The organism is Xanthomonas bromi, assembly GCF_900092025.1.
GTDB lineage: Bacteria > Pseudomonadota > Gammaproteobacteria > Xanthomonadales > Xanthomonadaceae > Xanthomonas > Xanthomonas bromi.
Window position 1 is genome coordinate 131,805 of record NZ_FLTX01000027.1, and the last position, 14,869, is coordinate 146,673.

The following is a 14,869-nucleotide window of genomic DNA, read 5'->3' on the forward strand; positions in this document are numbered from 1 at the left end:
CGCTCACCACCGCTACCGCACAAATCGCGTCGTTTGTCGTTACCTGACCCCAGGAAGCCACCGCCATGTCACACCGTCTCCCTATCGCCACGCAGTTGTGGTTCACCGCCGCGCTTGCCGTCGCCCTGCCCGTCGTCGTGGTCGTCGCCGGCTTTGCGCTGACGCTGTCGCACGCGGCCTTGCTGGGCACCAGCATCGTCGCTGCACTGGTCAGCGGCGCCTTGCTGGTCTGGGCAATCCGGTTTGCCAGCGAGTCGCTGCAGCTGGCCACCACCACACTGGACGCCTTCTCGCGCGGCAACTTCGATGTGGCCCTGCCGCAAGTGCGCGACGAGCAGGCCGGCGACGTCCTGCGCGGGCTGCGCAAGGTGCAGAGCGGCATCCGCCATGTCAACGAAGAGATCAACCGCGTCTCGCGCGAACACGATGCCGGGCAGATCGATGCGCGTATCGACGTGGCGCGCTTCGACGGCGATTTCCGCACCATGGGCGATGGCATCAACCGCATGGTGGCCGGTCATATCGCGGTGAAAAAACAGGCGATGGCGTGCGTGGCCGAGTTCGGCCGCGGCAATTTTTCCGCCGAACTCGAACGCCTGCCGGGCCAGAAGGCCTTCATCAACGACGTGGTGGACCAGATCCGCGGCAACCTCACCGGCATGGTCGCCGAGGTCAACCGCATGTCGGCCGAGCACGATGCCGGCGATATCGACGTGGTCATCGACACCCGGCGCTTCACCGGCGATTTCCGCCGCATGGCCGAGAGCATCAATGCGATGGTGGCCAGCCATATCGCCGTCAAGAAACAGGCCATCGCCTGCGTCGACGAATTCGGCCGCGGCAACTTCACCGCGCAGCTGCCGTTGCTGCCGGGCAAGAAGCGCTTCATCAACGACACCATCGAACAGGTCCGCGGCAATCTCACCGGCCTGATCGCCGAGATCAACCACATGTCGGCCGAACACGAAGCCGGCGATATCGACGTGGTCATCGACAGCGCGCGCTTCAATGGCGACTTCCGCAGCATGGCGCTGGGCATCAATCAGATGGTCGGCGCGCACATCGCGGTCAAGAAACTGGCGATGGGTGTGGTGGCCGAGTTCGGCCGCGGCAACTTCGACGCGCCGCTGGCGCAGCTGCCGGGCAAAAAGGCCTTCATCAACGAGACCGTGGAACGCGCACGCGGCAACCTGCGCAGCATTTCCGAAGTGATCCAGGTCATGGGCGCGATGGCCGATGGCGACCTCACCCACACCGTGGAAGGCCGCTACGAAGGCGCATTCGCCGACATGCAGCGCTACGTCAACACCACCATGAGCCGACTCACCGAAATCGTCGATGAGGTCAACCGCAACGCCGAAAACCTGGCCAGCGCGTCGGAAGAAGTCAGCGCCACCGCGCAGGCGCTCGCCCAGGCGGCCAGCGAACAGGCAGCCGGCGTCGAAGAAACCAGCGCCTCGCTGGAACAGATGACCGCCTCCATCGCGCAGAACACCGAAAACGCACGCGTCACCGACAGCATGGCCGCCAAGGCCGCCAGCGAAGCGGCCGACGGCGGCGACACCGTGCGCGCCACCGTGGTGGCGATGAAGGACATTGCCAAGAAGATCGGCATCATCGACGACATCGCGTATCAGACCAACCTGTTGGCGCTCAATGCCGCCATCGAAGCCGCGCGTGCCGGCGAACACGGCAAGGGCTTTGCGGTGGTGGCCGCCGAAGTACGCAAGCTCGCCGAGCGCAGCCAGATCGCCGCGCAGGAAATCGGCGAAGTGGCCGAATCCAGCGTGGAACTGGCCGAAAGCGCCGGCCGCGTGCTGGGCGAGATGGTGCCTTCGATCCGCCGCACCTCCGACCTGGTGCAGGAAATCGCCGCCGCTTCCGAAGAACAGACTGCTGGCGTCAGCCAGATCAACACGGCCGTGGGCCAGTTGAACCAGACCACGCAATCGGCCGCGGCCAATGCCGAAGAACTGGCTGCCACCTCCGAAGAAATGAGCGCGCAGGCCGAACAGCTGCAGCAGTTGATGGGCTTCTTCCGCCTGGGCAACGGTGGGCGCAGCGCCGGCGCAGGCAACAAGAGCGGCCCACGCCGTGTCTTGCCGGCCAGCCACTCGGCGCCGATCAGCGCACCGCCACGCCGCACCAACGTGCGTCAGCTCGGCGTGGTGGCGGCAACCGCCGATGCCATCGACGAATCGCAATTCGCCAGCTTCTGAGGAGCCGACGATGCAAGCGCACACTGCAACCAACCACGCCGTGCCGTCATCGACGGCACCGCAGCAATACCTCACGTTTTTGCTGGGCGGGGAGATGTTCGGCCTGGGCATCCTGGGCATCAAGGAAATCATCGAATACCGCGTCCCCACCGACGTGCCGATGATGCCGCCGGCGCTACGTGGGGTGATCAACCTGCGCGGCGCGGTCGTACCGGTGGTGGACCTGCAGCAGCGCTTCGGCCGCAATGCCAGTGCGATCACCAAGCGCAGTTGCATCGTGATCGTGGAAATCGCGCACGGCCAGCTGCATCAGGTGCTTGGGTTGTTGGTGGATGCGGTCAGCGAAGTGTTGGAGATCGCGCCGGCCGACATCGTCGACACGCCCAGCTTCGGTGCCGGCATCGCGCGCGACTTCATCCACGCCATGGGCAAGATCGGCGAGCGCTTCGTGATCCTGCTCGATGCCGATGCCGTGCTGGGCAACCATGCACTCGCCCAGCTCCCGGCCGCCGAACTGGCAGCCTGATCTCACGCATGCACCCGAGGACTCCCATGCGCCCTGCTCTTCTCTCCTGCAACTGCACGCTGGCCGGCCCGGTTCTGGTCGTGGACGACAGCGTGGTCCAGCGCGAACACGCCATGGCGTTATGTCGCCAGCTCGGCGCCAACATGGTCGACGGCGCAGTCGACGGGCACGCGGCACTGGCATGGCTGACGCATGCTCAGGCGCCATCGTTGCTGCTGGTCGACCTGGAAATGCCTGGCATGGACGGCGTGCAACTGCTCGATGCCCTGGCGCGCGGTAAATACGGCGTGCCGGTGGTGGTGGTGTCGCAACGTGGCAGCGCCTTGATCGATGCGGTGATGCAACTCAGCCGCAGTGCCGGCGTGCGCGTGCTGGGCGGCATCGAAAAGCCGATGAACCTGCAGGACCTGGCCACCGTGCTGGATTGCGAACCGGAGCCGGCCGCGGGCGCACCGGTATTCGCCCCGGCGGCGATTTCGCCGCTGATGTCCAGCGGCGGTGCAGCCGCCTCGCGTCTGGATCGTGCCATGCGCCGCGGCGAAATCCGTGTGGCCTACCAGCCCAAACTCGATCTGCAAGACGGCCGCCTGCGCGGCGTGGAAGCGCTCGCACGTTGGCGCCGCCCGCAAGGCGACATGATCGGGCCGGACCGCTTCATTCCGCTGGCCGAACGCGAAGGCTTGATCCATGCATTGACCCAGCAGGTGATCGACAAGGCCATTGCGCAATTGGTGGAGTGGCGCGCCGAAGGCTTCGATCTGAGCCTGGCATTGAACCTCTCGCCCAGGCTGCTGGGCGAAGATCATTTTCTTGAAGAACTGTGCGCCAAGCTCAGCGACAACGGCCTAAGCCCGGCCGATCTGGTGCTGGAACTCACCGAAAGCGCCATCGTGGAGCCGGCCAATGCCTTGAGCATGCTCGCGCGTTTGCGCCTGCACGGTTTCGGGCTGTCCATCGACGATTACGGCACCGGTTTCTCGTCGCTGCAACGCCTGGCCAGCATTCCCTTCACCGAACTCAAACTGGACCGCAGCTTTGTGCAGGCCGCGCATCGCAGCCGCAGCCAGCGCACCGTGCTCGAATCCACGCTGGAACTGGCGCATCGCTTGGAACTCACCGCCGTGGCCGAAGGCGTGGAAACGCCCGACGACTGGCGGCTGCTGCGCGAACTCGGCTGCGACCTGGCGCAAGGCTATCTGATGGCGTCGCCGATGCCCGGGCCGATGCTGTCGGAGTGGTGGCGCGAACATGCCGTGCGCATCGCGCGTCTGAGCGACACGACCCTCCCCAGCGATGCGGATGTGGCCTGAGCCATGAGTACCGCCACCGCCATCACCGAACAGGAGTTCGGCCGCTTCCAGCGCTTCATCTTCGAAGCAGCCGGCATCAGCATTTCCTCGGGTAAAAAAGCCATGTTGTGCGGCCGGCTGGGCAAGCGTCTGCGCGAACATCAGTTCAGCACCTACACGCAGTATCTGCAGTTGCTGGAGAGCCGCCAGGACCGTGCGGAGATCCAGACCGCGATCGACCTGCTCACCACCAACGAAACCTATTTTTTCCGCGAGCCCAAACATTTCGACTTGCTACGCAAGCTGGCCGGCGAACACCGCGGCGGGCTGCCGTTCCGCTGCTGGAGCGCTGCCAGTTCCAGCGGCGAAGAGGCCTACAGCATGGCCATGGTGCTGGACGACACCTTGCAGGGCCGCCCGTTCGAAGTGGTCGGCAGCGACATCAGCACCCGCGTGCTGGCCAAGGCACGTACCGGCCATTACGCGCTGCAACGCATCGACGGCATCCCGCAGGCGTATCTCAAACGCTATTGCCTGCGGGGCCAGGGCGAGTACGACGGCACCTTGCTGGTGGAGCGACGCCTGCGCGAGCGCGTGCAGTTCGTGCACGCCAATCTCAACACCGCGTTGCCGACACTGGGCAGTTTCGATGCGATTTTCCTGCGTAATGTGATGATCTATTTCAATGGCCAGACCAAGCGCGAAGTCATCCTGCGCGTGCTGTCCAACCTCAAATCGGGTGGGCATTTCTGCATCGGCCATTCGGAAAGCCTGAGCGAACTCGACATCGATCTGGTCCAGGTGGCACCCTCGATTTTCCGCAAGGCATGACCCAAGGATTCACCGTGTCGACAGCGTTCAACCGCCCCACTGCCAGCCCGACTGCCAGCCCCAAGACCATCAAGGCGCTGGTGGTCGATGACTCCGCTGTGGTGCGCCAGGTACTGGTGAACGTGCTCAACGACGCGGCCGACATCGAGGTGATCGCCACCGCCGCCGACCCGTTGCTTGCCATAGAGAAAATGCGCAGGCAGTGGCCGGACGTGATCGTGCTGGACGTGGAAATGCCGCGTATGGATGGCATCACCTTCCTGCGCAAGATCATGAGCGAGCGGCCCACGCCGGTGGTGATCTGCTCCACGCTCACCGAAAAAGGCGCGCGCGTCACCATGGATGCGCTGGCCGCCGGCGCGGTGGCCGTGGTGACCAAACCCCGGCTGGGGCTCAAGCAATTTCTCACCGACTCTGCCGACGAACTGGTGGCCACCGTGCGCAGCGCCGCACGCGCCAACGTCAAGCGGCTGGTCGCGCGCGCGACAGCCGCGCCGCTGGAGGCCGAGGTCAAACACACTGCCGATGTGATCCTGCCGGCGCAGAGCGGGCGCGCGCTGGCGCAGACCACCGAACGCATCGTCGCCATCGGCACCTCCACCGGCGGCACCCAGGCGCTGGAAGAAGTGCTCACTGCATTGCCGCGCGTCTGTCCCGGCATCGTGATCGTGCAGCACATGCCGGAGAAGTTCACCGCCGCCTTCGCTGCACGTCTCAACGGCTTGTGCCAGATCGCAGTGAAGGAAGCTGCCAATAACGACCGCGTGATGCCGGGCCGCGCATTGATCGCTCCTGGCGGCAAGCATCTGCTGCTGCGCCGCAGCGGCGCGCAGTATTTCGTCGAAGTGCTGGAAGGCCCACCGGTCAACCGGCATCGCCCGTCGGTGGATGTGCTGTTTCGCTCGGCCGCGCGTGCGGCCGGCAGCAATGCGCTGGGCATCATCATGACCGGCATGGGCGACGACGGCGCCGCCGGCCTGCTGGAAATGCGCCAGGCCGGCGCACGCACGGTGGCGCAGGACGAGCAGACCAGCATCGTGTTCGGCATGCCCAAGGAAGCGATCAAACGCGGCGGCGCAGATCGCATCCTGCCGCTGGGCGCAATGGCACGCGAGATCGTGACGCAGCTGCAGTAAGACGTCTACGTCACGCGCGAAAGGTCTCTGACAGAACCACCGCGTCTTCTGCTCGACAGAGCCTGTGCATCTGCTGGACACAACCACTGCGTGTGTTCCAACCGAACCACTGCGCCTGGGGAGGACCGACGCGCGCATTTTTCCTATCCATCACAGGCCGCCACATTCCCTTCTCGCGCCTGCGGGAGAAGGTGCCCGAAGGGCGGATGAGGGCAAACCCCCTGAGCAGGCAGTTACAGCTGCGACTCCAGCGGCAACCAGCCCATCACCGTCGCTGCGCCACGCCGCCACACGCTCGCGGCCGGCTCGCGCGACCACACCTCCGGCGGCTGTGCGGCATCGTCATGCCAACGCAGCTGGCCCTGGTCCAGGGTCACGCGGTAACTCACCGGTGCACTGACCTTGTGGTTGTACAGCCGTTCCAGTTCTGCGGTGACCACGCGGTCGTTGAACAGCAGGCCCATTTCGGTATTGAGGTTCATCGAGCGCGGGTCGAGGTTGAACGAACCGATGAAGCCGCTGCTGTCGTCGACCACGAAGGCCTTGGTGTGCAGGCTGGCGCCGCTGGAACCGAACAGGCTGCCGTCCGGTTTGCCCATCGGCTTGAGCTCGTGCAGGCGCACGCCCTGCTGCAGCAGAGGCACGCGATAGCCGGCATAGCCGCTGTGCACCGCCACCACATCGTTGGCCGCCAACGAGTTGGTCAGGATGCTCACCCGTACATCGCGCTGGCGCAGGTTGCCGATCCAACGCATGCCTTCGTCACCCGGCACGAAATACGGCGAAATCACTTTCAGTTCGCGCTGCGCATGCGCCATTTCGCCGATCAGCACCGGCGTCATCCAGTTGGCTTGCGGCTGCGCGCCTTCGGCTTTTTCCGGCGGATCGGAGACGATGCGCGCCTGCGACACCCAATGCACCGGGCGGTCGCCCTGCATCAGTTCGCGCACGCTGGGCGAACGCTGTAAGCGCTCCACATACGGGTGCGCGCGCGTCGACGCCATGCCGGCATCCAGGCTGCCACGCAACGCCTCCAGCGCTTGCGGCATTGCGGTGACCAGCGCCGACAACGGCAAGGCGTTGGGGCTGTTCCAGTATGCGTCGAACACCTGCTCGGCCTGGCCCACCGCCGGCCCCATCAGCGCTGCATCCATGTCCATGAAATTGGTGTCACGTGCCGCGTCGAAGTATTCGTCGCCCACATTGCGCCCACCCACCACCGCGATGCGGCCATCGGCAATCCAGGCCTTGTTGTGCATGCGACGGTTGATGCTGAACATGCGCATCACCAGTTCCACACCCCGCATCAAGGTGCCTTCGCGCGCGCGCGTCGGGTTGAACAGGCGAATCTCGATCATCGGGTGGCTATCCAGCGCCGCCAGCACCGAATCGCTGCCGTGGATATTCATGTCGTCCAGTAACAGACGAACGCGCACGCCGCGATCGGCCGCACGCAGCAATTCGTTGTGCAGCAGGTTGCCGGTGAAATCGGCGTGCCAGATGTAGTACTGCAGGTCCAGGCTGCGCCCGGCCGCACGCGCGGTGAGTGCACGCACCGCGAACGCATCGACGTTGTCCGGCAGGATCACCATGCCGGTCCGATCGGCATGCGCCTGTTGCAAGGGCGCCACCACCGTGTCGATCGGCGTCGCCACTGCCGTGGCAGGCAGCACATGACTGACCGGGCCACGTTGGCGGTCGGCAAAGCGTCCATAGCCGTACAGCGACAGCACGCTGGCCAACACCAGCAGGACCAGCGCACTACCGAACCATTTGAAAACCTTCCGCTTCGTCACCGCCGGCTCCGCGAATCACAGCGCGGCAGTGTAGGGCCCGCGCGCGCAGACCGGTGTGCAGACGCCGCCACGAGCGGACTCAACAACGCAGGTCAAAAACAGTGCACTTACTTGAGGCCTTCACTACCATGATGGCGCGTATGGTCAGCGATAGGACTCGCACAGCGTTCTCAGACAAGCCGCGCGCAAGCTACCGAAGCAACAACCTCGCGCGCCACGCCGCGGCTTACCAGATGGTCACGCGCTCCCTGTCGCCGCGCACCATCGCATCACCAGGCTTGCACTGGAAGGCCTGCGCAAATGCCGGCATGTTCGACGGCGCGCCATTGGCGCGGAAATTCGCCGGCGCGTGCGGATCGGTGTTCAAGCGTACGCGTAATTCGCCATCGGTGAAATTGCGGCGCCACACGGTTGCCCAGTTCATGAAGAAGCGCTGGCCCTGCGAATAGCCGTCGATGTCCTTGTTGGCGGCGGGCTGTTCCTGCAATGCCATCTGCAAGGCGTCGTAGGCCACGGTCAGGCCGCCCAGATCGCCGATGTTTTCGCCCAGTGTCAGCTTGCCTTTGACGTGTACGCCTTTGATCGCTTCATAGCCGTCGAACTGCGCCACCAGCTGATCGGTGCGCTCGTTGAACAACTTGCGGTCCGCATCGGTCCACCAGCTGTCGAAATTGCCCTTGGCATCGAACTGGCTGCCGGAATCGTCGTAGCCGTGCATCATTTCGTGCCCGATCACCGCGCCGATGCCGCCGTAGTTCAACGCCGGATCGGCCTTGGGGTCGAAGAACGGCGGCTGCAGGATCGCTGCCGGAAATACGATCTCGTTGCGGGTGGCGTTGTAGTACGCATTCACCGTCTGCGGCGTCATGTGCCACTCGCGCTTGTCGACCGGCTTGCCGATCTTGTCCAGCATGTAGCGGTAGTTGAATGCCTGTGCGGCCTGCATGTTGGCGAGGAATCCGTCGCCACGCGTTTCCAGGCCGGACCAATCGCGCCACTGGTCCGGATACCCGATCTTCGGGGTGAAGCTGGCCCATTTTTCCAATGCGCGCTGTTTGGTTTCCGCGCTCATCCAGTCGAGCTTTTCCAGCCGTGCCTTGAGCGCTGCCGACAGGTTCTGCACCAGTTGCTGCATCTGCGCCTTCGATTCGGCCGGGAAGGCAGATTGCACGTACAGCTGGCCCAACGCCTCGCCCAGCGCCGCGTTGACCGCATTCAAGGTGCGCTTCCAGCGCGGCAGCATGTCCTGCTGGCCACGCAGGGTCTTTGCATAGAAATCGAAGTTGGCCTGCTCGAACGGCTTGGCCAGATACGGCGCCGCTTCGTCGATGCTATGGAAGCGCAGATAGGCTTTCCAGGTCTCGACCGGGGTATCGGCCAACATCGTATCGAGCTCGGCGAAGTAGCCCGGCTGGCTCAGCGAGAATGTGCCGGCCGGCACCTTGAGCGCCGCGAAGAACGCCTTCCAGTCGAAGTGCGGCGTGATGGCGTTGGCGCCGGCCACGTCGACCGGGTTGTAGCGCTTGGCCGGATCGCGCAGTTCGATGCGCGACAACGACGCATTGGCAAGGCGCGTCTCAAACGCCATCACCGCCTTGGCCTGGGTGGCCGCCTGCGCTGCCGGAACGCCCGACAGTTCCAGCATCCGCGCGATATAGGCCACGTACTGCTCGCGGATCTTTGCCTGCGCCGGATCGGTGTAATAGCCCTTTTCCGGCAAGGCCAGACCGCCCTGCCCCGCGTAGGCGATCGTTTGTTCGGAATTCTTGTAGTCGGCATTGGCGCCGAACGAAAACACGAAGCCCTGGCCTTGCGCATAGCTGTTGCGCAACCACGCGGCGATGGCCGGCGCATCGGTCAGCGCATCGATGTCCTTCAACTGCGGCTGCAGCGGGGCGATGCCGGCCTTGTCGATCGCCGCTTCATCCGAGCCGGTCCGCCATAGATCGGCGATCTTGGCATCCACCGACCCGGCCGACAGATTGCCGCGCGCCAATTGCTCCACCAGCGCATGCTGGATGGTCAGCGAGCGCTCGGCCAGCACCTCGAAACTGCCCCAGCTGGTGCGGTCGGACGGCACCGGATTGGCCTTGAGCCACTTGGCGTTGACGAATCCATTGAGGTCCTGGCACGCCGCGATGGTCGGATCCAGATCGCCGCTGCCGAATGCCACGATCGGCGCATCCAGCTTGGACACATCCACCTTGGTCGGGACCGGCTGCGCTGCGGGGGGCGCCACCTTGCCCGTGTCGTCGGAGGCGCCGCACGCAGACAGGGCTACCACGATGGCCACCGCAAGCGACAGCGGAGCGAACTTGCGCAACTTCATTGAATTCTCCAAGCCATGACCGCGCATGCGCGGTCGAAAAAAGTCGGCAGCCGGTTGGAAGCGACTGCGAAGAGCGGCGCATCAAACGGCGCTCGCCTCTTCTTCAGCCGCTTGACGACCGGCCACACCGGATCACTGCAACGGCACCGCAACGTCATAGCGTCGGATGCCGTGCCTTCTCGAAAGTCGTTGTAGCGACAGCCCACATGCGCGTCTGCATCGACCGCTGACGCCGCACCACTCACCTCTCAACCCACAGCTGCCCCCCGGCGCAGCGCGCGCCATCGCATGCAGTCAACGCCGCGCGTAGAACGGCGCCATCAACAGGTACACCGGATACGCCAACACCATCAGCACCAGAGCGGCCTCATGCGCGGACGCCATATCGGCCCACGCGTCCATCTGTCGCGCCGGTCCAACAAAGCCAAACCCCAGCAGCAGCACGCCCATCGCGCAGATCAGCAGCGCCAGCGCCAGCCCGGGGCCGGAGATGTCGCCAGCGGCCAGGGCGACAAAGGCAGGAGCACCTGCCAGCAGCAAGCCCAACGTCACCAGGTACGCGCGACACTAAACGGCAGTCATCTGCCGGGTTTTCCGTTTGCCGGACATCATGTCTCGCCTGCATCTCGGCGCGGCGCGCACATCACGCCCACGCACCGGGTCCATTCAAAACGGCACGCAGCGCTTTGCAGCCGGGTGCCACACACAAAACGGCGCTGCGCGCGATGCACGCAGCGCTGCAACGCCGGCGGCGATTACTTCGCCTTGCCCTGGTTGGCGACCGCTTCGGCCGCGCGCTTGGCCGCTTCCGGGTCGCCCAGATAACGGAAGCTGCGCACCTGCAGGTTGTCGTCCAGTTCGAACAGCAGCGGGATGCCGGTGGGGATGTTGAGCTCCAGGATCTGCTCGTTGGAGACGTCGTTGAGGTACTTGTACAGCGCACGCAGCGAGTTGCCGTGCGCGGTCACCAGCACGGTCTGCCCGGCCTTCAACTGCGGCGCAATCGCGTCGTGCCAATACGGCAGCACGCGCACCAGCGTGGTCGCCAACGACTCGGTGCCAGGCAATGCATTGCGATCGAGCGTGGCGTAGCGACGGTCGTGACACGGGTGACCCGGGTCGGCGACGTCCATTGCAGGTGGCGGGATGTCGTACGAACGGCGCCAGATCTTGACCTGCTCCTCGCCGTGTTTGGCCGCGGTTTCGGCCTTGTCCAGACCCTGCAGTCCGCCATAGTGACGCTCGTTGAGGCGCCAGCTCTTGGACACCGGCAGCCAGTCCTGATCGAGTTCCTTCAATGCGCCCTGCAACGTGTGGATGGCGCGCTTGAGCACCGAGGTGTGGGCGACATCGAACTGCAGCCCTTCGTCCTTCATCAGCTTGCCGGCCGCCGCAGCTTCCTGGCGGCCCTGCTCGGTGAGTTCCACATCCACCCAGCCGGTGAAACGGTTGTCCAGATTCCATTGGCTCTGGCCATGGCGCAGCAGTACGAGTTTACGGGTCACTACGGTTCTCCGATTGGGGGCCGATCAGCCTGCGATTGTAGCGGCAGCGCGTGCAGCGCAGGCGTGCACGCGATCGCCACGGACAACGCGCGATGCTGTGGGAATGCAGACCAACGACCCCGTCTTCGCCGGTTGGGACGGCAGCGTGATTCAGGCGCGACAGTTGCAACAGCAACTGGCACAGTGCGTGGTGCTGCACGACGCCGTGAGCGCCACCCCGCAGCTGCTTGCAGGCTTCGACGTCGGGTTCGAAGACGATGGCCAGACCACGCGCGCGGCCGCGGTAGTGCTGGATGCGCACACACTGCTGCCGCTGGAAACGCACGTGGCGCGCGTGCCGACCTCAATGCCCTATGTGCCCGGCCTGCTCAGTTTCCGCGAATTACCGGCATTGCTGCAGGCGCTTGCACTGCTCTCGCGCACGCCGGATCTGGTCTTCATCGACGGCCAAGGCATCGCGCATCCACGCAAGCTCGGCATCGCGGCGCACTTCGGCGTGGTGACCGGCCTGCCATGCATCGGCATCGCCAAGCAACGCCTGGCCGGCAGCTTCGCCGAGCCCGGCCCGGAACGCGGCGACCACACGCCGATCCTGCTGGGTGGCATGCAAATCGGCTGGGCGCTGCGCAGCAAGCCGCGCTGCAATCCCTTGATCGTCTCGCCCGGCCATCGCATGTCGATGCAAGGCGCGCTCGACTGGACCCTGCGCACATTGCGCGCGTATCGCCTGCCCGAACCCACGCGTCTGGCCGACCGGCTGGCCTCGCGCCGCGGCGAGATCGATGTGCCCACGCAAGCCAGCCTGCTCTAGCGCCGGGAAGACGCACCGCGCAGTGCGCAGGTAAAAACGCGTGCTGATGTGCAGGCCACGCACAGAACATTCCGTCGCGGCCGAACCTACACACGCCGCGCCGCGCACATGCCAATCTCTGTCTCCCACTTCGTCGCGAGCCGCCGCCATGACCACCCTGATCGCCCCACGCGTCCACGACATCGGTGGACTGGAAGTGCGCCGCGCCGTGCCCACCTTGCAGGCACGCAGCATCGGCCCGTTCGTGTTCGTCGATCACATGGGCCCGGCGTTGCTGGAGCCGGATCACCGCATCGATGTCCGCCCGCATCCGCACATCGGCCTGGCCACGGTGACGTTCCTGTGGGCCGGCGACATCGGCCACCGCGACACGCTGGGCTCGGACCAGGTGATTCGCCCCGGCGACGTCAACTGGATGACCGCCGGCCGTGGCATCGCGCATTCCGAGCGCACGCCCGGCCCGGAGCGCGCCCGCGCACACGCACACGCATTGCACGGCATGCAGACCTGGATCGCCCTGCCACGCTCGGCCGAAGAAACCGCGCCGGCCTTCCATCACCACGCGGCGGCCAGCCTGCCGCAACAACGCCGCGACGGCGTGTGGCTACGCGTCATCGCCGGCCGCGCGTACGGCGAGGAATCGCCGGTGCAGGTGTTCAGCGGCACGCTCAATGTGGCGCTGGATCTGGCGCCCGATGCCGAGCTCGATCTGGACACCGGCCACGCCGAGCGCGCCCTGTACATCCTGGAAGGCCAAGCGCAGCTGGATGGCGCCGACGTGCCGTCTCGCCACCTGATCGTGCCCTCGCCCGGCGCGCGCGGCCGCCTGCGCGCCAAGACACCGATCAAGGCGATGCTGCTCGGCGGTGAGCCGCTGGATGGGCCGCGCCATCTGTGGTGGAACTTCGTCTCCAGCTCCAAGGAACGCATCGAGCAGGCCAAGGACGACTGGCAAGCGGGTCGCTTCGGCAGCATTCCCGGCGACGACAAGGAATACATTCCGCTGCCGGAAACGCCGGCCGCAAAACCGGTTAATTACCCCTGAAACCGTGCGCTGCGCGCATGGAACCACGTGCGTAAACACCAGGTCTCGTAACGGAAGTGCCACGCCGCATATGCGGCGCCACGCACGTTTGCGACATCGCTTGAGCAGGTTCGCAAAACTGTGGTAGTGATGACTGCATAGACGGAGCGCGTTGCGTGGACGGCAGGCCCGAGGCGGGGAGCTTGGGGCGCTGCAACGGCACGAGGTTGGCGCGCCCGCATCGTCATCCAATGCCGGGGAATCGTATATGAAATCTGCATCCTGCCTTGTCGGCCTGAGCTTGCTGCTCGCCGCTGCCACCGCCCACGCCCAGCCCTCGCCGGTCTGCCCGCCATTGCCGCCGGCGTCCGGCCTGCAGTGGAGCGAACTCGCTGGCGCCGATTACCTCGTCTGCAAGGCCATGACCGCCGATGGCCGGCAGGTGGTCGGGGTGATGCTCACCACCCGCGACCCGGCAATGGCGCTGGCACGCGACCGCCGCGCCGAAAAGGGCCAGATCCAGCAGGAAGATTTCTACTGGTACAAGCTCGATCTGGGGCGCCGCGAAGTGCCGGGCATGGAATCGCGCCGCGTCACCGTGGTCGAACTGGGCAAGAAGCGCTACGCGCAATTGTGGATCGACGGCGCCAGCACCGAAGAACTCGCCTCGATGCAATCGATGGTGCACAACATGGATCTGCAGCCGGCCAGTCTGGCGCTGCAGCGCTGACTCGACCAACACACGCGCCGTGCCGTGATGCAGCGGCGCGTGTGGAGAGCTATCAGCCCTAATTAATTAGTGCCAGTCGTTATGTGATCGCGATAGATACGGATCGCTTGGCGTGGTCTTGGCAGAAGCCTGGCACTCAATCCGGCAAGGCCGGTTCCGCCTGCGCAATCGACGCTGCTCATTGCAACGATATAGTAAACCTGACCAGTTTCCAGTACAGGCCCTCCGACGCCCTGGCCGGGTCTATCAGGTTTTGGAATTGCATAACAGCCATTCTCCGCGCCAGAGTATCTCAACGCAACAGCCGGCGAATTATTGTAAATCGACGTCCCGACCCTTTTCTGCGCTTGCGCACAGGCACAGATCGAGCTCAACAAAAACGCTACAAGCAGAGAAGAATTACGAGAAAATTTGCGCATTTTCGCTCCTGAATTTCAATCGATAGCCGGTATCGGTGACGCGAGCTGCAGATGCAGCACGCGGCTCCATTCAACATACGACGAGCGGTACGCACAACTCGCTTCAGCGCACCTGCTTAAACTCAAGGAAACTACGCAAAATTCCTACATCACATCCGGGAATTTGACATAAACAGCGGTCTCGATCGAAGCCGTATCGCTCACCAGCATTACCATCACGCCGCAAATACCACTGGTCTCCATCTACGAAACAT

General features: G+C 64.7%; 12 protein-coding genes. 8 read left to right on the forward strand and 4 right to left on the reverse strand.

The features are described from left to right. Positions 1–65: 65 nt before the first annotated feature. Genes XBLMG947_RS09640 through XBLMG947_RS09660 form a run of 5 tightly spaced genes read left to right on the forward strand, consistent with a single transcriptional unit; the run spans position 66 to position 6,001 of the window. Positions 66–2,219: a methyl-accepting chemotaxis protein gene (locus XBLMG947_RS09640; RefSeq protein ID WP_065468095.1), complete on the forward strand. Its 2,154-nt coding sequence runs from the start codon at positions 66–68 to the stop codon at positions 2,217–2,219. Positions 2,220–2,229: 10 nt separating this feature from the next. Further along, positions 2,230–2,745, forward strand: a complete 516-nt coding sequence (locus tag XBLMG947_RS09645; RefSeq protein ID WP_065468098.1) for a chemotaxis protein CheW — start codon at positions 2,230–2,232, stop codon at positions 2,743–2,745. 26 nt (positions 2,746–2,771) lie between these two features. Continuing rightward, on the forward strand, positions 2,772–4,055 hold the full coding sequence (locus tag XBLMG947_RS09650; RefSeq protein WP_065468100.1) for an EAL domain-containing response regulator: 1,284 nt from the start codon (positions 2,772–2,774) through the stop codon (positions 4,053–4,055). A 3-nt stretch (positions 4,056–4,058) separates the two neighbouring features. Next, positions 4,059–4,865 carry a CheR family methyltransferase gene (locus XBLMG947_RS09655; RefSeq protein WP_065468102.1) on the forward strand — a complete coding sequence of 269 codons (807 nt, stop codon included), beginning with the start codon at positions 4,059–4,061 and terminating at the stop codon, positions 4,863–4,865. Then, complete coding sequence (locus XBLMG947_RS09660; protein ID WP_065468104.1) at positions 4,862–6,001, forward strand: protein-glutamate methylesterase/protein-glutamine glutaminase; 1,140 nt, start codon at positions 4,862–4,864, stop codon at positions 5,999–6,001. Before XBLMG947_RS09655 ends, XBLMG947_RS09660 begins: the two co-directional genes overlap by 4 nt. 233 nt (positions 6,002–6,234) lie before the next feature. On the opposite strand, the gene XBLMG947_RS09665 is transcribed toward XBLMG947_RS09660, so the two are convergent. The 4 genes from XBLMG947_RS09665 to gpmA form a co-directional block, all read right to left on the reverse strand. Next, entirely contained in the window at positions 6,235–7,797 is a 1,563-nt protein-coding gene (locus tag XBLMG947_RS09665; protein ID WP_065468106.1) for a phospholipase D family protein, read from the reverse strand. A 226-nt stretch (positions 7,798–8,023) separates the two neighbouring features. Further along, entirely contained in the window at positions 8,024–10,126 is a 2,103-nt protein-coding gene (locus tag XBLMG947_RS09670) for a M13 family metallopeptidase (RefSeq protein ID WP_065468108.1), read from the reverse strand. A 294-nt stretch (positions 10,127–10,420) separates the two neighbouring features. Next, a complete protein-coding gene (locus XBLMG947_RS09675) occupies positions 10,421–10,681 on the reverse strand; it encodes a hypothetical protein (protein ID WP_245228145.1) in 261 nt (86 codons plus the stop codon). A 200-nt stretch (positions 10,682–10,881) separates the two neighbouring features. Further along, positions 10,882–11,631, reverse strand: coding sequence for a 2,3-diphosphoglycerate-dependent phosphoglycerate mutase (gene gpmA, locus XBLMG947_RS09680; RefSeq protein WP_065468110.1), 750 nt, complete (start codon positions 11,629–11,631; stop codon positions 10,882–10,884). Positions 11,632–11,734: 103 nt separating this feature from the next. On the opposite strand from gpmA, the gene nfi reads away from it, so the two are divergent. The 3 genes from nfi to XBLMG947_RS09695 all read left to right on the forward strand — a co-directional run bounded on the left by nfi (position 11,735) and on the right by XBLMG947_RS09695 (position 14,196). Further along, entirely contained in the window at positions 11,735–12,442 is a 708-nt protein-coding gene (nfi, locus tag XBLMG947_RS09685; protein WP_065468113.1) for a deoxyribonuclease V, read from the forward strand. A 148-nt stretch (positions 12,443–12,590) separates the two neighbouring features. Next, positions 12,591–13,487: a pirin family protein gene (locus XBLMG947_RS09690; protein ID WP_065468115.1), complete on the forward strand. Its 897-nt coding sequence runs from the start codon at positions 12,591–12,593 to the stop codon at positions 13,485–13,487. 247 nt (positions 13,488–13,734) lie between these two features. After that, entirely contained in the window at positions 13,735–14,196 is a 462-nt protein-coding gene (locus XBLMG947_RS09695; RefSeq protein WP_065468117.1) for a hypothetical protein, read from the forward strand. Positions 14,197–14,869 lie beyond the last annotated feature (673 nt).